We start from the raw sequence: 21,452 nt of genomic DNA, 5'->3' as shown, positions 1-21,452 counted from the left end.
ATCAGACTGCTTTCTCGATCCGCACCGCACATTTTTTGAAGTCCGCTTGCTTCGAGATCGGGCAGTGCGCGTCCAGGGTCACGAGGTTGATCATCACGTCCTCGTCGAAGAAGGGGACGAAGAGCATGCCCTTGGGGGGCGCGGTCCGGCTCGGCAGCTCCACGTGGGCCAGGATGCCGCCTCTGCGGGAGGCGATGCGCACGCGGTCCCCGTTCTTGAGCCCCAGTCGCTTCGCGTCCTCGGGGTGCAGGCTTACGGTCGCGTGCGGCACGGCCCGATGCAGGCTCCGCACCCGCCGCGTCATGGTGCCCGAATGCCAGTGTTCGAGGACCCGCCCGGTGCAGAGCCAGAAGGGATAGTTCTGGTCGGGGAGCTCGGGGGGCGGCTCGTACGGCCGCAGCCAGACCACGGCGCGCCCCTTCGTGGCCTTGTTGCCGTAGAAGTCGACCCCCTTGCCCGCGGTCACGTAGGGGTCGTGCCCCTCGCGATAGCGGAGCCGCGTCTCCTTGCCCTTCACCACCGGCCAGCGCAGGCCCGGGACCTTGCCGTAGGCCTCGAACGGGGCGAGGTCGTGCCCGTGGCCGACTCCGAATTGCCGGTACTCCTCCCAGAGCGCGCGCTCGATGTGCAGCCCCATCAACTGGCTCGCGTCCGAGACCTTGCGATCGGTGGGCAGGGGGTAGTCCGTCGCGCCGTAGCTGAAGAGCCCCGCGTGGCCCATCTTCTTGGCGAAGGTCAGGAACTGCCAGAGGTCGGACTTGGCCTCCCCCGGCGCGTCGAGCATCCTCCGCCAGAGCTGCGTCCGTCGCTCCGTGTTTCCGAACGCACCTTCTTTTTCGACCCACATCGCGCTCGGGAGCACCACGTCAGCGAGCTCCGTAGTGCGCGTCGGGTAGATATCCGAGACCACGATGAAGCGGTCGTCCTTCGCCGCGCCCTTGCGATAGCGTCCGAGGTTCGGGTAGGTCTGGAAGGGATTGGTGGTGCTGCTCCAGAAGAAGCGCACCTCGCCGCGGTCGAGCGCGCGCATCATCTCGATCGCGTGGAACGAGGGCTTGGGCGGGATGGTTCCCGGCGCCACCTTCCAGAGCTTCTCGGTCATCGCCCGGTGCTCCGGGTTCATCACCACCATGTCGGCGGGAAGGCGGTGCGTGAAGGTCCCCACCTCGCGGCAGGTTCCGCACGCGCTCGGCTGGCCGGTCAGCGAGAAGGCCTGGTTGCCGAGCTGGGCGTACTTCCCGGTCAGCAGGTGCAGGTTGTAGACGAGGTTGTTGATCCACGTCCCGCGCGTGTGCTGGTTCATCCCCATGGTCCAGAGGGACATGACCTTGGTCTTCGGGTCGCCGTAGAGCTGCGCCAGGTAGGCCAGGTCCTTCGGGGAGACGCCCGAGAGGCGCTCCACCTCCTCGGGCGTGTAGCGCGCCACGTACTGCCGGTACTCGTCGAAGGTGGCCGGCGTCGGCTGGTCGTCGAAGGCGGCCTTGTCGGCCAGGCCGTAGCCGATCTGCTCCTTGCCCCGCTTGAAGACCAGATGGTCCTTGATGAAGGCCTTGTCGATCTTGCCCTTCGCGAGGAGCAGGGCCGCGATGCCGTTCGCGAGGGCCAGGTCCGATTGCGGCTTGAAGACGATCTCTCTGTCGGCCAGGCGCGAGGAGAGGTTCGAATAGGTGGTGAGGTTCACGAGGCGCACGTTCTTGTCCTCGCGGAGGCGCTTCGCCATCCGGCCGTAGAGGACCGGATGGCACTCGGCCATGTTCGCCCCCCAGAGGATGAACACGTTCGCGTGGTCCAGATCATCGTAGGAACCGGCCGGCTCGTCCATGCCGAAGGTGGTCATGAACCCCGCCACGGCGCTGGCCATGCAGTGACGCGCGTTCACCTCGAGCGAGTTTGAGCGCAGGCCCGCCTTCCAGAGCTTGGAGGCCACGTAGCCCTCCCAGACCGTCCATTGCCCCGAACCGAAGAGCGCTACCGAGGAGGGTCCATGTTCCGCGAGCGCGCGCTTGGCCCGGCTCACCACGAGGTCCATCGCCACCTCCCAGGTGACGGGGACCAGCACGCCGCTTCGATCGGGCTTGCCGTTGCGCAGACGCACGAGGGGGCGCGTGAGCCGATCCCGCCCGTCGCGCGCGAAGGGAAGGGCGTAGCCCTTCGCGCAGAGATCCCCCCGGTTCACCGAGGAGTCCGGGTCGCCGCGCACGGCCGCGATCTTTCCGTCGCGCACGCCGACGAGCACCGAGCAGCCGGTGCCGCAGAAGCGGCAGGGGGCGCGATCCCAGGTCAGGTCCTTGTCCGAGGGGGCCGCCAGCGCGTCGAGCGGATTGAAGTGCACCGCGCCGCTCACGGCAGCGGCGAGCAAGGAGCCATCGCGCAGGAAGTCTCGTCGGGAGAAGCGGCGGGTCATGAGAGTCTCTCCTCGGGGTGTCTCCGGGGCCGGGGGGTGTGCAGGCTTGCGCGCCCGCGAATGCAACGGCCATTCCAGCACGCGGTGACGCCTCTTCGGGGGTGGACGATCCAGAAGTGTCGGTAAGCACGAGCAACTGCTACGAACCCGTGGCCCACGTGCGGGTGTGGAATGGGTCAGAATGCGCCACTCCGTCCAGGGCGAGTCGGAGCTGTTATAGATCGAGTACCGGCGTACACAGGCGTGCCCGGTGCGGGGGGAGCCAAGGGCCCCGCGACGTTCTCGGCCGCTCGGAGATACGACCATGACGAAGGACAGCCGGACGCCTGCGCCGGCCGCACCCGGTTCGGTCCTCTGGCTGACCGGCCCGCCGGCGAGCGGCAAGTCCACGCTGGCGCGTCACCTCGTGGCGGCGCTGCGCGAACGTGGGCGCGTCTGTCTGTGGCTCGACAGCGACGACCTGCGCGCGGTGTTGACTCCGGCGCCCACCTTCGACGAGGCCGAACGCGATCGCTTCTACGCCGCGCTCGCGCACCTCGCGCGCCTCGGGGCCGAAGGGGGCGCCCTCGTGGTGCTGAGCGCCACCGCGCCCCGGCGCCGCTACCGGGACGCGCTGCGCGCCACGGTCTCGCGCTTCGTCGAGGTGGAGCTCCGCTGCGACCGCACGCTCCTCGAGGCGCGCGACCCGAAGGGCCTCTACGCGGCGGCCCGTCGCGGGGAGGTCACGCGCCTGCCGGGCGTGGGAGTGGCCTACGAGCCGCCGCTCGCGCCGGAGCTGGTGCTGGACACCGGCTCGCTCGACGCCGCTACGGCGGTGGAGCGCCTGCTCGCCGTCCTGGAGAGGGAGAGCCGCCCCGCGACGGAGTGAGTGACGGCCGTCTCCGCCAGGGCCTTCCGCCCGGGTCCGCGCCAGTCTGCTCCCCCGGGGTTGTCCGACGCGCCATCTGGGGTCACATTTCGGGGCTGCTTCCGCGCGATCGCGTGGCGGAGCGGTGTATCGATGGGTGGGGCTGCGAATGACGCCCGGCCAGGGAAACGCCCGCGCTTCGCGGGTGCGGCGTGAGGAACAGGAGGTGGAGAATGGCCAAGAGGATGGAGAGGAAGAGCCTGAACACGCCGGACGAGATCCGGAGGTTCGAGAAGGGGAAGCTCGAGCTGGCGAAGCTCGAGTCGGGCGCTGTCGGTCGCGCGACCTTCGAGCCCGGGTGGAAGTGGTCCACCTGTGTCAAGCCCATCGCCAAGACCGATAGCTGCCAGACAGCGCACTTCGGCTACATCGTGTCGGGGCGGATGAAGGTCGTCATGAACGACGGCACCGCGGAGGAGTACGGTCCCGGCGACGCCATGAACATCCCCCCTGGCCACGATGCCTGGATCGTCGGCAACGAGGCGTGCGTGGTGATTGACGTCACGGGCGCCGAGCACTACGCAGAGCGGAAGTAGCGCCTCCCATCCTCGCAGTCCCTCCCTCGTTGTTCGTGACCGCCTCGTCTCCCTCGCCGGTTGCACGGGTAGCGTCCTGTCGGTCGAGAAAGTAAGCTCGGCTGGCTCCGGTCCAAGGAGCCCACGGAGAGAGGTCCTCATGTGCTTTCATCTCAGGGTGGCAACGCTCCTTCTGCTCGCGTGCGCGGCGCCGGGCTGCAGCTCGCTTCCGCCGGTGGGCGCGGCGGACGGGTCGGCCGCGTCGGACGGTGCGAGCCCGACACGGGATGGCAGCGTCGCCGCCACGGACGGCGCTCCGGACGCTCGGGGAATCGACGCGCGTCTCACCGACGCGAGGGCGGGCGAGCTCGGCCCGCGACCCGACGGTGGCGCGAGCCTCTGTGACGGGCAGTTCAGCGTGGGCGCGGCGGGAGGGACCTTTACCGTCTGCGGCGCGCGGGTGGTCGTCCCGAAGGGCGCCGTGACCGCGGCGACGGTGATCCGCGTCGCGCGACGCGTTCCGCAGGGTGCCGCCCCCTTCGAGTTCGCCTTCGCGGGGGACGCCTTCCACTTCACGCCCGCGTCGCTCGCGCTCGCCGCGGAGCTGGAGGTCACGCTGCCGCACAGCCACAAGGCGCCGCGCATGTCTCCGGCGCGCCGGGACCCCGCCTCTCAGGGCTGGCACCTCTTCGAGGGCTGCGAGGTCGGGGCCGCGACGGCGCGTTTCTTCGTGCGGTCGCTCGGCACCTTCGCCGTGCTCTACGAGACGGTGACCTATCCGGCCGGCGCCCCGTCGGGGCTCGGCAGCGGCACGATCGGCGTGACCTTCGGGGGCAAGCCGTACTCCTTCGACCTGGACGCCGCGAGCTCCTACGGCATGTTCGAGCTCAGCGCCGACGGGTCGAAGGCCGTGCGGATCGAGGCGCGCCTTCCCTCGGGAGGCGGCTTTCACAATCTAGCGCTCGTCTTCGGGATCGAGCCGACGGGGAAGGGCGGAAAGCCGCTCTCCGTGTCGCTGAATCTCTGGTCGAACGGGCAGTACACCACCTGGAGCTACCTGCTCCCGGCCCACGGGCCGGCCGGCGCCGCGGCGGACCTGACCGCCAGCGCGACGAACCAGGTAAAGGGCACTCTCTCGGCGGACCTCCGTCAGGGAGCCCCCACCTCCACCGGCAGCCCCTTCCGCGCGACGCTGGACATCGTGGTCGAGAAGTACCGCTTCCCGCTCGAGGGACACTGCGGCGCGATGTGAGCGCCGGGCGCGTTACGACCTGGGCGGCCTGTCTGCCAGCAGCGTATCGACCAGCTCGCGCACGGTATGCACGTCGAAGGGCTTCTCGAGCTTGGGGTTCGCCACCTGCGCCAGGAAGGCGTGGGCCCGCGAGGTGAAGGTGCCGCCCGTGACGAACACCACGCGCTCCGCCGCCTGCGGGTCGCGTGCGGCGAGCCACTCGTAGAGCTCCTGCCCCGTGACGTTGGGCATCGTCACGTCGCACCAGATGAGGTCGAAGGCGCGGTCGTTCACGAGGAGACGCTGCGCGTCCGCGCCCGAACCGAGCTCGACGACCTCATGATGGGGCTCCAGGATCCGTCGGAGCACGCTGCGGACCAGGGGCTCGTCGTCCACGATCAGCATGCGCGCCTTGCCGGCCCTCGGCGCGGGAGCCGCGGGCTTCGCCGCGACCGGCCTCGCCGCGACGGGCTTCGCCGCCACGGGCGCCACGGGCGCGAGCGCGACCTCCGCCGTCGCGACGGGGAGCCGGACGACGAAGGCCGCTCCTCCCCCGGAAACGTTCCGCCCTTCTATGCGCCCGCCGAGGGCCTGCACGATGCTGCGCGACATGGCGAGGCCGAGGCCCGTGCCTTGCCCCTGCGGCTTCGTGCTGAAGAAGGGCCTGAAGAGGTGCTCCAGCGCCGCGTCGGAGAGCCCCTGCCCGGTGTCCCGGACCTCCCACGCAGACCTCCGCGCCCTCCTGCCAGGTGCGCACGCGGATCTCGTTGCGCTCCGCGTCTCCCTCCGGGATGGCCTGCGCGGAGTTGACCAGCAGGTTGAGGAAGACCTGGGCCAGCTTCCCCTCGGAGGCGAGGACGCGCGGCACCTCGCCGAGCTCCCGCACGAGGTGCGCGCGACACTTGAGCTCGGCCGAGGCCATGTCGACGGCCGCCTCGAGCGGCGCGCGCACCTCCACGGCGGACAGCTCGCGCTTCTCGACGCGGGCGAAGGCGCTCAGGCTCCGCGCGATCTTGCGCACGCGGCCCGCTCCTTCCGATGCCTGCTCGAGGCGCTCGAGCAGCTCCTCCGGAGCCTCGGCGGCCAGGCGCGGCAGCTCGGCCACGGCCGATTCGAGGTTGTAGAGCACGTAGGAGAGCGGATTGTTGATCTCGTGCGCCACGCCGGCCGCGAGGAGCCCGAGGGTGGCGAGGTGGTCGGGGTCGGCGAGGCTCGCCCGCAGCCGGCGGTTCTCCGTGAGGTCCACGAAGTCGGCGATGAGGTGGCGCGGCCGCCCTTCCGGATCCCTCTCGACCGCGATGCACGTATCGACCCAGAGCACCTGTCCGTCTCGGCGCAGGAAGCGCAGCTCCTGATGTGACGGGGCCTGCTCGCCGGCCACCAGGCTCTCTAGCCATGCGCGGCACACCGCCCGCAGGTCGGGGTGAGCGAGCTCTGCGAGACGCTGCGCCTCGAGCTCAACGGGCTCGGTGCCGAAGAGCTGGCAGAGGGCGGCGTTGACCTGCGTGAGCCGGCCGTCGGGCGCCGCCAGGGCCTTGCCGATGAGGGCCCGGTCGAAGGAGAGGCGGAACCGCTCTTCGCTGACCCGCAGCGCCTCCTCCGCCGCGGCGCGGGCGGAGACGTCGATCAGCGCCACGCGGCAGCGCGCGAGGGCGACCTCCGGCCCGGGCTCCCGGACGCCGTCGAGTAGCACCCGCACCTGGGGGAGGTCCTCCGGCTGAAGGGTGACCTCGCACCGCTGCGGTGCGTCGCTCGCGATCGCGTCCTGGAGGAAGCGGTTGAAGCGGGCCCGGTCGGCGTGCGCGACGTAGAAGCCCAGGCGCCTCCCCGATCCGGTCCTTCCGGAGAGCCCGAGCAGCGTGGCGGCGGCGCGGTTGGCCTCGCTGATCTCGCCGCGCCCGTCCATGAGGACGTACCCGACGGGAGCGCGCTCGAAGAGGTCGTAGTACCTGGCGCGCAGCTCCTCCGTCAGACGTTGTGCGGCCCGGAGCTCCTCGTTTTGCAGGCCGAGCTCCACCTGGTGCACCTGGATCTCCGCCACCAGCTCGTCGAGCTCGCGAAGGTCGGTGGGCGCGGCGACCCGGGGGTCTCGCTCCAGGAGGGCGAGGGCCCGCTCCCGAATGCGCAGCTCCGGGCGGTGGTCGCTGTCCTGCCGGTCGTCGCTCGAGGATCCCCCGCTCATCCTGCCCCGTAGACTCCCCTTCCCACCATCGTGCGCAAGATCCCGAGGCCGCGCAAGGCCCGATCGCGCCGCGACAGTTGGCAATCCCTCGCCGAATCGTCGACAATGCGGGCGCTCTGCCCGGAGGGACGACATGCGACGCGCGCGAAGCCTGCTGCTCTTCTCGACCGTGACCCTGGCCCTGGGGTGCGAGGGGCCCGCGGGCCCGGCGGGACCGACGGGGACGGTCGGAGAACGGGGCGCGGTCGGCCCCGTGGGCGAGGCCGGACCTCCGGGGCCGCAAGGCCCGCGCGGCCCGGGCGGCGGAGGCGCGGACGGCGGCGTTCCGGGCGCGACGAGCTGCCTGGCCCCCTGTCACGGCTTCAAGGGGATCGTCGAGCAGTGGAAGACGAGCACCCACTACGCCGTCTACGTGGCGAACCTGGGCGGCGAAGAGGTCGGTAGCTGGACCAATCGCTCCGCGTCGTGCGGCAACTGCCACGCGGTGGACGGGCTCGAGCAGCGGGCCACGGGCAAGATCGGCGCGACCTCGGGGAGCGTGGCCGGCGTGAAGGCGGGGCAGCTCAACTACCAGAACACGACCACCAAGAAGACCGTCGAGGGGACCTACGCCGGCAACGCCAAGGTCGCGTCGGTCTTCTGCACCACCTGCCATCAGGTGACCGCGGCCACCGACCCGCACGGCAAGACCGCCCCTTATCTCCCCGGGAGCTTCGGCTTCTGGGCCGCGGTGGGCGCGGCGGACGAGGCGCTCCTCGAGAAGAGCCCGAGCACCGCGACGGTGACCGGGACGCCGGCCGGCAAGTACGGCAAGGGGAACGTCTGCATCTGGTGTCACAAGTCGCGCAAGGACGTGACCCAGTACGTGACGGCGACGGGCAATCTCCTCACCAGCCACTACTGGGGGCCGCACGAAGGGCCGCAGGCGGACGTCTTCACCGGCAAGGGGGGCTACCACTTCGCGGGCAAGCTCTACGACAGCTCCACGCACGGCGGCTTCTCCGACGGGTGCCTCACCTGCCACATGCCCAAGATCCTCGCGAACGGCAACATCGGCGACCACTCCTTCTACGCGCAGCTCGGTCCCTGCGGGCGCTGTCACCAGGGGGCCACGAGCTTCGACGTGAACGGCGGGCAGACGATGGTCAAGGCCGCGCTCGGAGAACTACAGAAGCTGCTGAACGCGGCGGGATACCTCACGCGTGGCGCGGCGGGCGATCCGACCCTCACCGCGGCCGAGCTCGCGGACGGGCAGTTCGCGAAGGACGTGACGCGCGTGCAGAGCCCGGCCACCTCGCTCGACGGGGCCGCGGCCGGAGCGCTCTACAACTATCTGATCGTGGCGCGGGGGGGGGCGCTCGGGGTGCACAACCCGAAGTACGTCAAGCAGCTGCTGTTCGACTCCATCAGCCAGCTGAAGGGGGCGGCGCCGACGGCGATCCCCGTCCGGCCGTGAAGATGGTCACCGGGGCCGCGATCCATGGGAGCAGACCTTCGTCGAGCGGGCGGAGCCGCGGGCTCCTGGCGCTCCTCGGCTGCGTCGCGCTCGCTGCCTGCGGTGAGGCGCGCGCGCCCTCGCCGGGCCGGACGCTGCTCGCGGTGACCTACCAGGGCCACGTGCGCGCGCTCCTCGAGAAGCGGTGCGTGCGGTGCCACGGCCCGAGAGACAAGCAGGGCGGCTACGACCTGTCGAGCTACGCGGGCCTGCTCGGGCCGGGGAGCGACGGGGTGCGCAACGCCCTCGCCGGCGAGGCCTCGAGTCTGCTGCTCACCAAGCTCGACCGGGCCAAGGACCGGGCGCACTTCGGCTACCTCGCCCCCGAGCCGACGGAGCTCCGGGAGGGTGAGACGCTCGAGACGCGCCAGAAGGCCGACCTCGAGCTCCTACGGCGCTGGGTGGTGGAGCTGCGGCTGGCCTACTTCGACGTGTCCGTGCACCCGCCGGGCTGGCTCTACCCGGGGGATCGCAACAGCCCCGAGTTCCACGGCGGCGCGCTCCGGCGGAGCGGCTGGAAGCTCGCGCTCTGCACCGGCTGCCACGGCCAGGAGCTGCGCGGGGGCTCGTCGGGCGGCTCCTGTCTCACCTGCCACAAGAGGGGCGTGGAGGCCTGCACGACCTGCCACGGGGACGCCTCCCGCGGCGCGGGCCTCCTGGCGGCGGCGCCGCCGGGCGATCTGTCGTGGAACCTGGACCCCAAGCTGGCCGGGGTCGGCGCGCACCAGGCGCACCTCACCCCCTCGGAGCGCTTCGCCGGCGCGCAGTGTGCGGACTGCCACGTCGTGCCGGAGAAGGTCTCCTCGGCGGGACACCTCGACGGAGATCTGCGCGCGGAGGTGGTCTTCTCGGGGCTCGCCCGGCGGCGCGGCGCGGAGCCCGTCTACCGGCCGCTCGATCGGGCCTGCGCCGGCAGCTACTGCCACGGCGACACGCTGAAGGACCCCACGGCGCAACCGGTGGCCTTCTTCTGGACCAGCACCACGCCTCCGGCCTGCAACGCCTGCCACGGGATGCCGGGGCAGGGGATCGGCAACGCCGAGTGCCAGCTCTGTCACGCGCAGAGCGTGGCCGCGTGCACGCCGGGCGAGGCGGGCTGCCTCACCACCGGTCGCCGGCCGAGCGACGGCGAGCTGGTCGGGGTTCGCTTTCACCGCCCGAGCCTGCACGTGGACGGCAAGGCGCCCATCGGCAGGGCGGACGCGACGGGCAGCTGCGACGGCTGCCACGGGACCGGTCCCTTCGGCGCTCCGGGCCCCGACCTGCGTGGCCACACCGAGCCGAGCGCGCCCGGGGTGGGGCTCCACGCGATCCATCTGAAAGGGAGCGCGACCGCCGGTCCCCTCGGCTGCGTCGATTGCCACCAGGTGCCGCAGACCGTCACCGCCGTGGGGCACATCGATCCGGATCTGCGCGCCGAGGTGACCTTCGGCGAGAAGGCGCGCGGACCGGCCGGTAGCCGCGAGCGACGCGGCCCGCCGACCTACGACGCGAAGGCCCTGCTCTGCAGCAACGTCTGGTGTCACGCCGTAGACGGCGCGCAGGTGAAGGAGTGGAGCTGGACCGCGCCGACGGCACTCGCGTGCAACGCCTGCCACGGCCAGCCCCCGACGCGCACCAGCAAAGGGCTGCCGCATCCCGTGGCCCAGGACTGCAAGGGCTGCCACGTCTCGGCCTTTTCGCCCGACGGCCAGCTCGACCCGGCCAAGCACCCGAACGGGAGGGTGGACCTATGAGCCGCTCGCGTCCCCGCGCTCTCGTCGTGCTGGCCGCGCTCAGCGCGCTCGTCGGCGGCCTCGGCCCTCTCGGTCTCGCGCGCCGTGTTGAGGCGCAGGCCCTGTGGGGCCGCTCGACGACCTACCTGCGCGGCTTCGTGCGGCCCGGCGCCGACGAGACCCTCACCTACCTGCCCTTCACCGAGGCCATCGAGCTGCACGCGGACAGACTCGGCCCCGAGGGGCTCTCGCTGCACACCAGCTTCTGGGGGGCGGTGGACCTGCTCGAGCTGCAAAACCGCTACCGGCTGACGGGAGACCTGGCCAGCATCTACCTCGCCTACCGCGCGCCCGAGACGGGGCGCTTCAAGGCGCTACGCGGGCTCGAGCTCGCCGTCGGTCGGCAGTTCGTCGCGCTCGGGCCCACGGTCCTCGAGCAGCTCGACGGGGGAAAGCTGCAGTACACGCACCGCTCGGGCTTTCAGCTCGGCCTCTTCGGCGGCGTGCCGAGCGGCGTCCGCGTGCTCTCGCAGAGCTGGCCCATCGATGAGGATCGTTACGGCTACGGCTACAACTGGCTCGCCGGCGCGCGCGTCGGCTATCTCTCGCTCGGGAAGCTCGCGCTCGGCAGCTCCTTCGTGCACCGGCGCTACCGAGGCCGGCTGGCCGATCAGGACTGGGGCTTCGACGCGAGCTACCAGCCCACCTCGTGGCTGGATCTCTCCGGCACGACCACCCTGAGCCTCGTCGCACTGCGCCTCAAGCACGCGCGTGCGTCGGCCACTTTCTATCTGCCGAAGGAGGTCACGCTGGACGTCGGCTTCCAGATGCACACCCCCGACCTCTTCGTGCCGCGCTCGTCGATCTTCGCCGTCTTCGCCGAGACGACCTTCCACGAGCTCAGGGCCGACGCGCTCTGGCAGGTGAGTCGGCGCGTCTCGGTCGAGGCGGGGTACGGCCGCCGCTTCTACGGCGACGGCATGGCGGAGGCGCAGGGCGAGCGCCCGGGAGCGAACCGGGTGAGCGTTCGCGGGACCGTGCGCTACGGAGCCGACGCCCGCGGGCGGGCCGTCCTCGAGGCCGAGCGGATCGAGGCGCCTGACAACGCGGTGAATCGCGTGCGCCTCGCCACGACGTATCCGTTTCCGTTCTGGCGGGAGCGGCTGCGACTGACCCTGGACGTGGACTTCTACGTGCTCGACGAGCTCGCGCGCGAGGTGCGGACCTCGCTCACCGGTGCGGCCTACCTCGAGGCGGCGCTGAGCGAGCAGCTCCGCCTCCTGGCCGGAGGCTCGGTCGGCACCACCACCCTGATGCGCGAGGCCTCCACGCTGCTCGTGCGACTGAGCTGGGACTTCGGCGTCCCCTCGCCGAGCGGTGCGGTGCGGGTCCAGCGGGGAGGGTATCTCCGGTGACACGATCGACCACGCAGCTCACGCGCACCCTCGCGCAGCTCGCGCCCGTCCTCGCGTTTCTCGCCCTCGTCGGGAGCTCCGGCTGCTCTCCCTCGCGCGGCCGACCCGCTCCGGGGACCCTGATCTTCGATCACCGCCAGCACGCCGCCGAGGCCGACTGCGGCGACTGCCACCAAGGGATCGAGAAGACCTCCGCGAGCCCCAAGGGCAAGTTCGTGCCGGGGAAGAAGGCCTGCGCCGACTGCCACGAGGAGGAGCTCGCCAAGCGCTGCGACAAGTGCCACCGGGGGGCGAAGGAAGGGGTCCGCTTCGCGCGTCCCGATCGCGCGCTGCGCTTCCCGCACGCAGCGCACGGCAAGGTGGAGTGCCTTACCTGCCACCCGGGCGCGAAGGAAGCCGGCCGGCCGATGATGCCCGCGCATCCGACCTGTCAGGCCTCGGGCTGCCACGGCGATGCGCTGGCCAAGCTTCAGTGCGCTGGGTGCCACGAGAACCTGCAGCAGCAGCGGCTGCGGGCCCTCGCCGGGATCCGCCACGGACCGGGCTTCGCGAAGGACCACGGCACCCAGGCCCGGCAGAAGGTGGCCGTCTGCGTGCAGTGCCACGACCAGACCTTCTGCTCCGACTGCCACGCGCAGACCAACTTTGCGACGGCGGCCGTCCGCTTTCCCGAGGAGGTGGACCGCGGCTTCATTCATCGCGGCGATTTCCTCGGCCGCCACGCCATCGAGGCGCGCGCGACCCCCGGGACCTGCATGAAGTGCCACGGGCAGAAGCAGTGCCGTTCGTGTCACGCGCTCGACGGACTCGCCGCGAGCGCCGACGTGGGTCGCGGCGGGCGCAGCCGCTCCGTGCACCCCGAGGGCTGGATGCGCCCCGGTGGTGCCAACTCGCACGGGCGCAAGGCGCGCCAGGACATCGCCGCCTGCGCCTCCTGCCACGATCAGGGCGCCAATTCCAACTGCGTCGGGTGCCACCGCGTGAACGGCTCGGGCGGCAATCCCCACCCCGCCGGCTGGCGCTGGAAGGACAAGCTCGCCGAGTGCCGCAGCACGAGCATGTGCGCCACCTGCCATACGGGAGGCGCGGGCTGCCGCTGAGACGGCAGACATCGCGACCCGCGAGCGTTTGACGCCCCGACCCGCGAGCGTTCGACGGCAGGTAAGGCTGGTCAGCCGCCCGGCACCGCGTTCGTAGGAATCAGTCCCCGCAGCTTCCAGCCCGTCTTCAGGAGCCACGTCCGCGGTTCGCGTATCGGCGGATCTCCGTCGGGGGGCACCGGCGTGAGCTCCTTCCAGCCGTCGAAATAGCGCGCCGAGCTGCACGCGTCGAGGTCGCGCCGCGGGACCCACTTGCCACGCGCGACGCTGTGTTTTCGCGAATTTTGAAGAACGTAGGCCAACGCCGACTTCACCTCGCTCGGCGTCTTCAGGATGTGCTGGTGGTAGCGGTCCCGAAAGACCCGTCCCCTGCGGCCCACCGTGCGGTTCAGCGCGTGCGCGAGGCGGATCGCCAGCGCGCGCAGCCCACGCATCAGCACGTCCCGGTCCTTCGCCTCCGTCACGAGGTGCAGGTGGTTCTTCTGGATCGAGTAGTGCGCGAGGTTCAGGCCGAACCGGCCCGCCGACTCGACGAACGCCTTCTCGATCGCCCTGAGCTGCTTCTTGCTCCGCAGGTTCGGTAGCCCCTCCACCACCTTCATCGTGACGTGCACCGGAAACCGGCTCGCCAGGAGCGGTCGCGCCCGATGCGGGAGCCCGCTCCCCGGCTGCTTCTTCCGTCCCGCACCCTCGCGCTTCCCGCCCCACCCGGTCGCCTCCCGCATAGGCAACGGAAGCTGCTTCGCAGAACCCGCCGGCAGACGCGTGCCCGACATACGGTCACCGCCCGAGGAGGATTTGCGTTTGTATGCCAGTATGAATAAGGCTAATACTAGCAAATCGCTGGTCTGACGTCAAGCCTGGTCTTGCACCTACACGAAGCGATGTCCTTGCTGGAACACAAAAGCCCCCGCGCGCAATCCCCCGACACACGACACCGCGCCTCCTCCGCGCCCCGATCCACCCGACCGCCCGCGTGCGCCCACCGCCGCCCGCGCTCTCGCCCGCGTCCTCTCGCCCAGCTTCTTGGTGTTGGTTACGACTGCGACTAGGAACGCAACGACTCCTACCCCTACCCCGCCTCAAACAGCGCGTTCACCACGCGCTCGCTCGCGACGCTGCCGAGCTCCTTCGCCCGCTGCTCCGCGACGAGAGGCGAGCCGCAGGCGCCGCAGTTGGCCTGGCTCCCGAAGACGCAGGGAAGCCGCTGCTCGAGCAGCGGATCGAAGGCCACCGCCGTCCGGCGGTAGAGGCAGTGGGCCGAGAGCTCCTTGGCGTGGCTCGGTCGCAGGAGCTCGAGGCCGAGCTCGCTGTTGAGAATGGCCCCGGCGTAGCGTTCGGAGACGGCGTGAAGGCGATCGACGGCGCGGCTGCGCAGGTCGGCGGGGATGGCGAACGGACTCGAGGCGCGCCCGACGTAGAAGCCGACGAGCGCCCCTTGCGCGCGCGTGGCCTCGATGAGCCGGGGGAGCAGCTCGATCGAGCAGAGCGTAGGGAGCGTGAGGGTGGTGGAGATCGTGTAGCGCTGCGACGACAGCGCGGCGAGGTGGCGCCGCACGTTCCCGAAGGCCCCGCTGCCGCGCAGGAGGTCGTGCTCCGACGAGAGACCGTCGAGCGAGACGAGCAGGCCGGCGCCCAGGTCGGTGGGAATGGGGTGCATGCCGGAGGTGGAGATCGCGTTGCGTGCGAAGAGCGGCAGCACCGCCCGCAAGAGACCGAGGCGGAGCATCGGCTCCCCGCCGGCCCAGAGCGCCGTATGCGTCCCGTGGCGTGCGATGAGTCGCCGGAGCCGCGAGAGGAACTTCCGCCGCGCGAGGCGCCTGTTTATCTGAGAAGGACTCAGCGCGGAGAAGTAGCAGTGACGGCATTGCTGCGTGCACGCGCCCGTGAGATCGAAGCTCGCGATGGGACGGTCGTGGGAGCCGACGGCGTGCGGGTCGGAAGGCATGGCGCTGCATGCTGCCCCGCGTGGGTTCCGTCGGGCCTTGTCGCCGGTCACGACGGCGCTTGGCGAGCATCAGCAGCGGGTGCGGCAGACCCGCTACCGTTCGTGAGGTCGCGCGAGGTGGTGCGCGAGGCGGCGGCGCAGGGTGGCCCCGACGTGCTCGGGAGTCCTTGCGGCACGGTGTCAGTTCGACACCCCGGCCGTGCTGGTGAGGGAGGCACCTGCGTCAATTCGCGCTCGAGCGAGGCATGTTACCAAGTCGAAACACCCGCTTTGTCATTGATTTACACATGCATCGACGCCGAACGGAACGTCGACGTCCCGGGTACGCATCTTGCTTCGACGCTGCGCTCAAGGATTCCATGATCGTCTGCTGCTGCGTTCGCATTCCATCGCTCGCCTTCCTCTCCCATCGGAGCGCAAGACCTCGTCCGCTGGCCGCGCCGACGCCAAGGGGCGCTCCGTGCCAGCGCGCCTTCGAGCTCGCCGAGGAGTATCACCCATGAGAGCACTGTGGCTGACCGGGCCCCTCGTCTGGCTTGTAGCCTGCGGTTCCGTGCGAGACCGCCAGGGACCCTCCGCAGACCAACCCAGCACGACCTACCTCACTGACCTTCAGCCTCTCTTCGTGGCCAAGTGCGTGAGCTGCCACAGCGGAGCGGCGCCCAAAGGCAGCTACGATCTATCGAGCTGGCGCGGGCTCCTCGGGCCCGGTGCCGATCAGCTCGTGCGCAACGTGATACCGGGCGACGCGGCGAGCCTGCTCGTCACCAAGGTGGGGCCGGCCAGCGACGAGACGCACAAGGCGCTCCTCACGGCCGCCGAGCTCGAGCGGCTCACGACCTGGGTCGTGAAGGACCGGGCGGCCTACTTCGTCTCCAAGTACCACCCGGCGGGATGGCTCGATCCCTCGGACCGCGCGGCCACCACCTTTCATGGAGGAGCGCTCCGCGCGAAGGGCTGGGACCGCGCCGAGTGCCAGAAGTGCCACGGCGCCGACGACAAGGGGGGCAAGGCCGGCCGCGCCTGCGCGACCTGCCACGCCGACGGCGTGGACTCCTGCTCCACCTGTCATAGCGACGGCAAGAAGCCGCAGGGCGCGTGGGCCGACCTGAAGTGGAACCTCGACCCCGAGAAGCGCGGGGCCGGGGTGCACGCGGCGCACCTCAAGACCACGGTCTTCGCGGCGCTCGAGTGCAAGGACTGCCACAAGGTGCCCGAGAAGGTCACCGACGACGGACATCTCTTCGACGACGCGACGGCCAGGACGTCGGACTTCCGGGCCGAGGTCAGCTTCAGCGAGCGCGCGTCCGGGCCGGGTCTCAAGGCGAGCTACGACGCCGAGACGGGGACCTGCACCACCTGGTGCCACGGCGCCGGCTTCTCCAAGCCCACACCGAAGCCCACCTGGGCCAGCAAGCCGACGAACCGCTGCTCGCCCTGCCATGCCGTGCCGGCCGTGGCCGGAGGTCTCGACTGCACCACCTGTCACCCGCAGAGCGTCGAGCTCTGCAAGCCGGGCGAGCCGGGCTGCCTCGAGCCGGGCAAGGGGGTGGGGCTTCGGTTCAAGTCGCCGACCATGCACGGCGACGGCAAGTACCCCCTCGGCAAGGCGGGCCTCGAGGGGACCTGCTACGCCTGTCACGGGACCAAGGAGTCGAACGGCGCGCCGGCCCCCGACCTCCACGGCAGCACCGATCCGAAGCAGGTCACCATCGGGCTCCACGAGACGCACTTGAAGCAGGGGCGCTACCGCCCGGCCCTCTCCTGCGACACCTGCCACCAGGTGCCGACCAAGCTGACCGACAAGGGGCACCTCGACAGCGACCTGCCGGCGGAGGTGACCTTCGGGCCGCTCGCCACGGGCGCGAGCCGGGGCGTCACGACGAACCCCACCTGGGACCGCACCAAGGGGACCTGTAGCAACGTCGCGTGCCATGCCCTCGACGGGGGCGACGGCGGCAAGGACTGGCCCTGGACCAGCTCTCTGACCGGCGGCCTTTCGTGTACGGCCTGCCACGGGCAGCCGCCGAAGACCACCGCCAGGGGCGCGGCGCACCCGCAGGTGAAGACCTGCGACACCTGTCACGCGCCCGCGTACACGGGGCCGGGTGGCTCGCTCGACCCGACGAAGCACCTCAACGGCACGGTGGAGGTGGCTCCATGACTCGCACGCTCCTCGCGCTCGTGGCTCTCCTCTCCTCGGGGCTGGCCCAGGCTGCCGACTACACCTTCAGCTCGACCACCTTCTTCCGCGGCTACGTGCGGCCGGGTCAGAACGACGTGGCGCAGCACCTGCCGTTCTACGAGCTCGTGCGGCTCACGGCCACGGACCTGGGCGTGGCGGGGCTCTCGATCCAGGCCTCGCTCTGGGGCCAGCTCGAGGTCCTCGACAAGACGCCGCCCGACGGCCGGGCGACCGGCGACGTGAACGTGCTGCTCCTGCGCTACGAGGCTCCCGAGAAGAGTCGCGCGCGCGGGCTCGAGCTTCAGCTCGGGCGGCAGTTCACCAGCCTCGGTCCGTCGCTCTACGAGCAGTTCGACGGCCTCTCGGTCAGCTACCGCAGTCCCTTCCGGCTCGACTTCTCGCTCTTCGGTGGGATGCCCACGGGTACGCGCTTCATCCGGCAGAGCTGGCCCATCGCCAGCGACGACCTGGAATACGGCTACAACTGGGTGGCGGGGGGCCGCCTGGCCTACCGCATGGGGCGCTTCGGCGTTCTCGGCGTCTCGTACCGGCAGGAGCGGCTGCACGGCCGCATGGCCTTCCACGACCTGGGCTGGGATGGGTCGATCTATCCCATCGAGCGCCTCGAGCTCCTCGGGGACGCGGTGCTCGACCTCTCCACCTCGCAGCTCAAAGAGGCGCGCGCCGCCGCCAAGGTCGAGATCCTGCACGGCCTCGATCTGGGCGCCGGCTACCGCTTCACCGCGCCGAACCTCTTCATCCCGCAGTCCTCGATCTTCTCCGTCTTCTCGAACGAGGTGCACCAGCAGATTTACGGCGAGCTCTACTGGGCCATCACGCGGCGCCTCGACTGGACCACCGAGGCGGGCGCGGTGCTCTTCGGGGACGCCTGCTTGCGCGGAACGGGCGGCGTCGGCCAGCAGTGCGAGTCGGCGACCGAGCTCCGCCTCGAGACGCGCGCCAACCTGCGGCTCGGGCTCGAGAGGCAGCACCGCCTGACGGCCGAGGTCGAACGCGTCGGCTCCGACGAGGGGGGCTTCGTGCGCTTCCGCGTGGCGGGGGCGACGCGGCTGCACGAGCGCGTCTCCCTCATCGCCGACGTGGACCTCTACCGCCTCGACGAACCGGGGGGCCGCTACTACATTGCGGGCGACAGCCAGACTCGCTGGTCCTTCGCCGGCTCGGGCTATCTCAACTTCGTGCTGCGGCAGAACGTGATGCTGCTGGCGGGCGGACAGGCGCTCGTCACGCCGCTCCTCTCCAAGGGTGGGGCCTTCACGCTGCGGCTGACCTGGCTCCTCGACAGCCAGCCCCCGAAGGGCGCCTCGACCCAGGTCGCCCGGTCCGCCCTGTCCGCTACTTCGATCGCTCGCGGAGGTGCCCTGTGAGCCCCCGACCCACTCTACGCACCGGTGCGCTCGTCGTCGGCGCGCTCACGCTGGCCGCCTGCGCGACCCTGACCATCCGCAGCGGCCGGCTCTCCGAGCAGCTCAAGTTTTCGCACGAGAAGCACAAGGGCGAGGCGTCGTGCAACGACTGCCACGCCGACGTGGACAAGAGCACGGGTCCCACCAAGGGCCAGTACATCGCGAAGAAGGACCACGGCGGCTGCGCGAGCTGTCACGACGACGAGGTGAAGGAGAAGTGCGCCTTCTGCCACCTCGGCAAGGAGCAGAAGATCGAGCTCACGCGCCTGGACCGGCAGCTCAAGTTCTCTCACGCCTCGCACGGTGAGGCCGTCGTCAAGGGCGGCTGCGTCTCGTGCCACCCCGGCGGCGAGACCGCGCGCGCTCCCGGCGCGAAGCTCGTGCCGGACATGAAGGGCTGCCTCCAGAGCTGCCACAAGAAGGAGATGGCGGAGACGCGCTGCGATACCTGCCATCGCAACCTGCAGCAGTACCCGGTGGCCCCCGTCGCCCGCCTGAGCCACGACGGCAACTGGCTCAAGAAGCACGGCGGCCTCTCGCGCAACGCCCAGCGCTGTGCGGTCTGCCACGACCAGACCTACTGCGCCGACTGCCACGCGAAGAGCGCCGCCATGCCCATCGCCGTGCAGTTCCCCGAGAAGGTGGACTCGCGCTTCATCCACCGCGGGGACTTCCTCGGACGGCACGCGGTCGAGGCGCGCGCCGAGCCGGCCTCGTGCCGCAAGTGCCACGGCGCCAGCCAGTGCAGCTCGTGTCACGAGGCCTCCGGCATCGCGGCGCCGGCGGTGGCGACCGGCAAGACGGCCCCGCAGAAGGTGCACCCGGCCGACTTCATGACGCCGGGAAGCTCCGGGTTCCACGGGCGCAAGGCCCGGCGCGACATCTCCACCTGCGCGAGCTGTCACGACCGCGGTGCGGCCTCGAACTGCGTCGAGTGCCACAAGGTCGGCGCCGCGGGAGGCAATCCGCACCCGGTGAACTTCAAGTGGAGCGACAAGCAGAACGCCTGCCGCACGAACTCGATGTGCGCGACGTGTCATGCGGGCGGAACGGGATGTCCATGAGCGAGACTCCGCACGGATCGCACGACCCCGCCGGCAAGACCGACTACCGTCACACGTACCGTCTCATTGCGGTGCTCGTCCTCGCCCTCGGCGGAGCGGTGGGGGCGCGCAAGCTGCTCGTACCGGCCACCTACGGCCAGTTCGGCGCCTATCGGGGCGCCGCGGCCGAGGAGGCCCGGCACAGACCCGTGCGCCACGTGGGCTCCGCGCGCTGCGCCGACTGCCACGCCGACAAGCACAAGCTCAAGATGAAGGACGCGCACACGAGGGTGCAGTGCGAGGTCTGTCACGGCGCGGGGGGCGAGCACACGGCCTGGCACGAGCCGCGCAAGTCCATGACCAAGGAGCAGCGGGGCAAGGCGCCGAAGGAGGCCCAGCTACGCGTGCGCAAGGAGGACGAGTGGTGCATGGTCTGCCACGGCCGCATGGACTCGCGGCCGGGGTCCTTCCCGCAGGTGGCGCGCGCCGAGCACTTCAAGCTCGTCGGGGCCGCGAACGACAAGGTGACCTGCCGCGCCTGCCACGTGGTGCACGAGCCGCTGCGTCTGGACCTGGACGTGCGACAGGCGGTGGCGCACCCCATGCTCCAGCGCTGCAAGGACTGCCACACCGGCAAATTGCGTTTGGCCTCCTCGTTCGAGGGAAACAAGGGGAAGTCGCCCCACCGCTCGATCTTCGAGTGCGCGTCCTGTCACAAGGCGCAGGCCGCCGCGCGGGGTGAGCCGCACAAGAAGCTCCCGTGCAGCACCTGCCACCCCTTCTTCAAGGACTCGGAGATCTCGGGGCGCATGGTGCGCAGCGCGGGCCCTGGTTTCTGCCTGCTCTGCCACGAAGCCGGGCCGCACCGCGACGACAAGAGCCGCCCGACCATCGAGTGGCCGAGCCACCGCGAAGAGGTGGGCGACAAGCCCGAGGACGCCAAGAAGGTCTGCGCGGATTGCCACCGCGAGACCTTCCACGGCCCGGCCAAGCCGGCCCCCATGTCCGCGGCCTCGGACGACAAGCCCGCGAAGGGCGAGCCCGCCAAGAAGGAGGAAGGCGAGTGACCCGACGACGCGACGACATCGCGCTGCGCGAGACGGAGGCGTCCTTCTCACGGCGCGACCTGCTGAAGCTCCTCGCGAGCGGCTCGGCGCTCCTCCTCGTGCACTGCGGCCCCGTGCCTCCCCCTCCCGGGGAGAAGCGGGGGGCGAGCTACGACTGGACCAAGCACTACTGGGTCTACGTGGTGGACATCAGCAAGTGCATCGGCTGCTGCGCCTGCATGCGGGCCTGCCGGGCCGAGAACGACGTGCCGGAGGGCTACCACCGCACCTGGATCGAGCGCTACCGCATCCGGAAGGACGGCGAGGTGCTGATCGACGTGGCGCAGACGGGCGAGCACGTCTTCGCCGAGGTGAAGGACGAGGTGGAGCGGGCCTACTTCGTGCCCAAGATCTGCAACCACTGCACCGCGTCGCCCTGCACCCAGGTCTGCCCGGTGGGGGCCTCGTACCAGACGAAGGACGGCGTGGTGCTGGTGGACGACAAGGCCTGCGTCGGCTGCGGCTACTGCGTCCAGGCCTGCCCCTACGGCACGCGGTACCTCCACCCGACCACGCGCGTCGCGGACAAGTGCACGCTCTGCTACCACCGCATCACCCGCGGCGAGAAGCCGGCCTGCGTGGCGATGTGCCCGACGGGGGCGCGCATGTTCGGTGACCTGAAGAACCCGGACGATCCGATCACCCGCCTGCTCAAGGACACGCGGACGCGCTTCATCAAGGCGGAGCTCGGCACCAAGCCGAAGTGTCACTACATCGGGCTCGACGAGGAGGTCATCTAGTGGACTACGTCTTCCCGAACGATCTGCACGTCCACTGGA

General features: G+C 70.6%; 17 protein-coding genes. 12 read left to right on the top strand and 5 right to left on the bottom strand.

The window, feature by feature from the left end:
- Position 1: 1 nt before the first annotated feature.
- On the bottom strand, positions 2-2,404 hold the full coding sequence (locus IT371_25880; protein ID MCC6751110.1) for a molybdopterin-dependent oxidoreductase: 2,403 nt from the start codon (positions 2,402-2,404) through the stop codon (positions 2-4).
- A gap of 304 nt (positions 2,405-2,708) precedes the next feature.
- Here IT371_25880 and IT371_25875 point away from each other — a divergent pair, with 304 nt between their 5' ends.
- The 3 genes from IT371_25875 (at position 2,709) to IT371_25865 (ending at position 5,078) form a co-directional block, all read left to right on the top strand.
- The gene (locus IT371_25875) at positions 2,709-3,272 is read left to right on the top strand and encodes an adenylyl-sulfate kinase (GenBank protein ID MCC6751109.1); all 564 of its coding nucleotides are present in this window, start codon (positions 2,709-2,711) and stop codon (positions 3,270-3,272) included.
- A 212-nt stretch (positions 3,273-3,484) separates the two neighbouring features.
- Entirely contained in the window at positions 3,485-3,847 is a 363-nt protein-coding gene (locus tag IT371_25870) for a cupin domain-containing protein (protein MCC6751108.1), read from the top strand.
- A 157-nt stretch (positions 3,848-4,004) separates the two neighbouring features.
- Positions 4,005-5,078 carry a hypothetical protein gene (locus IT371_25865; GenBank protein MCC6751107.1) on the top strand — a complete coding sequence of 358 codons (1,074 nt, stop codon included), beginning with the start codon at positions 4,005-4,007 and terminating at the stop codon, positions 5,076-5,078.
- Positions 5,079-5,090: 12 nt separating this feature from the next.
- Here IT371_25865 and IT371_25860 read toward each other — a convergent pair whose 3' ends face one another.
- Positions 5,091-5,462, bottom strand: a complete 372-nt coding sequence (locus IT371_25860) for a response regulator (protein MCC6751106.1) — start codon at positions 5,460-5,462, stop codon at positions 5,091-5,093.
- Positions 5,395-7,239, bottom strand: a complete 1,845-nt coding sequence (locus IT371_25855) for a PAS domain S-box protein (GenBank protein ID MCC6751105.1) — start codon at positions 7,237-7,239, stop codon at positions 5,395-5,397. Before IT371_25855 ends, IT371_25860 begins: the two co-directional genes overlap by 68 nt.
- Positions 7,240-7,372: 133 nt before the next feature.
- On the opposite strand from IT371_25855, the gene IT371_25850 reads away from it, so the two are divergent.
- From IT371_25850 to IT371_25835, 4 genes are read left to right on the top strand one after another with little or no spacing between them, the layout of a single operon-like run.
- Positions 7,373-8,695 (top strand): hypothetical protein, encoded by a 1,323-nt coding sequence (locus tag IT371_25850; GenBank protein ID MCC6751104.1) that lies wholly within the window; start codon positions 7,373-7,375, stop codon positions 8,693-8,695.
- Positions 8,692-10,470 carry a CxxxxCH/CxxCH domain-containing protein gene (locus IT371_25845; protein ID MCC6751103.1) on the top strand — a complete coding sequence of 593 codons (1,779 nt, stop codon included), beginning with the start codon at positions 8,692-8,694 and terminating at the stop codon, positions 10,468-10,470. Before IT371_25850 ends, IT371_25845 begins: the two co-directional genes overlap by 4 nt.
- On the top strand, positions 10,467-11,864 hold the full coding sequence (locus IT371_25840; protein ID MCC6751102.1) for a hypothetical protein: 1,398 nt from the start codon (positions 10,467-10,469) through the stop codon (positions 11,862-11,864). Before IT371_25845 ends, IT371_25840 begins: the two co-directional genes overlap by 4 nt.
- Positions 11,861-12,964 (top strand): hypothetical protein, encoded by a 1,104-nt coding sequence (locus IT371_25835; protein ID MCC6751101.1) that lies wholly within the window; start codon positions 11,861-11,863, stop codon positions 12,962-12,964. The genes IT371_25840 and IT371_25835 overlap by 4 nt, the downstream gene beginning before the upstream one ends.
- 71 nt (positions 12,965-13,035) lie before the next feature.
- Here the strand turns inward: IT371_25835 and IT371_25830 are convergent, their stop codons facing one another.
- Together IT371_25830 and IT371_25825 are read right to left on the bottom strand one after the other, a co-directional pair.
- Entirely contained in the window at positions 13,036-13,689 is a 654-nt protein-coding gene (locus IT371_25830) for a hypothetical protein (GenBank protein ID MCC6751100.1), read from the bottom strand.
- Positions 13,690-14,036: 347 nt separating this feature from the next.
- Positions 14,037-14,912 (bottom strand): radical SAM protein, encoded by an 876-nt coding sequence (locus IT371_25825; protein ID MCC6751099.1) that lies wholly within the window; start codon positions 14,910-14,912, stop codon positions 14,037-14,039.
- A 499-nt stretch (positions 14,913-15,411) separates the two neighbouring features.
- Here IT371_25825 and IT371_25820 point away from each other — a divergent pair, with 499 nt between their 5' ends.
- The 5 genes from IT371_25820 to IT371_25800 are packed head-to-tail and all read left to right on the top strand — an operon-like array spanning position 15,412 to position 21,413.
- Positions 15,412-17,076, top strand: a complete 1,665-nt coding sequence (locus tag IT371_25820; protein ID MCC6751098.1) for a hypothetical protein — start codon at positions 15,412-15,414, stop codon at positions 17,074-17,076.
- On the top strand, positions 17,073-18,485 hold the full coding sequence (locus IT371_25815; protein ID MCC6751097.1) for a hypothetical protein: 1,413 nt from the start codon (positions 17,073-17,075) through the stop codon (positions 18,483-18,485). The genes IT371_25820 and IT371_25815 overlap by 4 nt, the downstream gene beginning before the upstream one ends.
- The gene (locus IT371_25810) at positions 18,482-19,588 is read left to right on the top strand and encodes a hypothetical protein (GenBank protein MCC6751096.1); all 1,107 of its coding nucleotides are present in this window, start codon (positions 18,482-18,484) and stop codon (positions 19,586-19,588) included. Before IT371_25815 ends, IT371_25810 begins: the two co-directional genes overlap by 4 nt.
- The gene (locus IT371_25805) at positions 19,585-20,634 is read left to right on the top strand and encodes a hypothetical protein (protein ID MCC6751095.1); all 1,050 of its coding nucleotides are present in this window, start codon (positions 19,585-19,587) and stop codon (positions 20,632-20,634) included. Before IT371_25810 ends, IT371_25805 begins: the two co-directional genes overlap by 4 nt.
- The gene (locus IT371_25800; GenBank protein ID MCC6751094.1) at positions 20,631-21,413 is read left to right on the top strand and encodes a 4Fe-4S dicluster domain-containing protein; all 783 of its coding nucleotides are present in this window, start codon (positions 20,631-20,633) and stop codon (positions 21,411-21,413) included. Before IT371_25805 ends, IT371_25800 begins: the two co-directional genes overlap by 4 nt.
- The last annotated feature ends 39 nt before the right edge of the window (positions 21,414-21,452 follow it).

Source organism: Deltaproteobacteria bacterium (genome assembly GCA_020848905.1).
Taxonomy (GTDB): Bacteria; Myxococcota_A; Polyangia.
This window is presented reverse-complemented; position numbering and strand designations above follow the sequence as displayed.

Excerpts from the sequence above, each read along its gene's own strand:
- IT371_25870 (MCC6751108.1), top strand. The coding sequence starts at position 3,485 with ATGGCCAAGAGGATGGAGAGGAAGAGCCTGAACACGCCGGACGAGATC.
- IT371_25825 (MCC6751099.1), bottom strand. The coding sequence starts at position 14,912 with ATGCCTTCCGACCCGCACGCCGTCGGCTCCCACGACCGTCCCATCGCG.
- IT371_25830 (MCC6751100.1), bottom strand. The coding sequence starts at position 13,689 with ATGCGGGAGGCGACCGGGTGGGGCGGGAAGCGCGAGGGTGCGGGACGG.
- IT371_25860 (MCC6751106.1), bottom strand. The coding sequence starts at position 5,462 with ATGCTGATCGTGGACGACGAGCCCCTGGTCCGCAGCGTGCTCCGACGG.
- IT371_25805 (MCC6751095.1), top strand. The coding sequence starts at position 19,585 with ATGAGCGAGACTCCGCACGGATCGCACGACCCCGCCGGCAAGACCGAC.
- IT371_25855 (MCC6751105.1), bottom strand. The coding sequence starts at position 7,239 with ATGAGCGGGGGATCCTCGAGCGACGACCGGCAGGACAGCGACCACCGC.
- IT371_25875 (MCC6751109.1), top strand. The coding sequence starts at position 2,709 with ATGACGAAGGACAGCCGGACGCCTGCGCCGGCCGCACCCGGTTCGGTC.
- IT371_25820 (MCC6751098.1), top strand. The coding sequence starts at position 15,412 with ATGAGAGCACTGTGGCTGACCGGGCCCCTCGTCTGGCTTGTAGCCTGC.
- IT371_25840 (MCC6751102.1), top strand. The coding sequence starts at position 10,467 with ATGAGCCGCTCGCGTCCCCGCGCTCTCGTCGTGCTGGCCGCGCTCAGC.
- IT371_25815 (MCC6751097.1), top strand. The coding sequence starts at position 17,073 with ATGACTCGCACGCTCCTCGCGCTCGTGGCTCTCCTCTCCTCGGGGCTG.
- IT371_25850 (MCC6751104.1), top strand. The coding sequence starts at position 7,373 with ATGCGACGCGCGCGAAGCCTGCTGCTCTTCTCGACCGTGACCCTGGCC.
- IT371_25880 (MCC6751110.1), bottom strand. The coding sequence starts at position 2,404 with ATGACCCGCCGCTTCTCCCGACGAGACTTCCTGCGCGATGGCTCCTTG.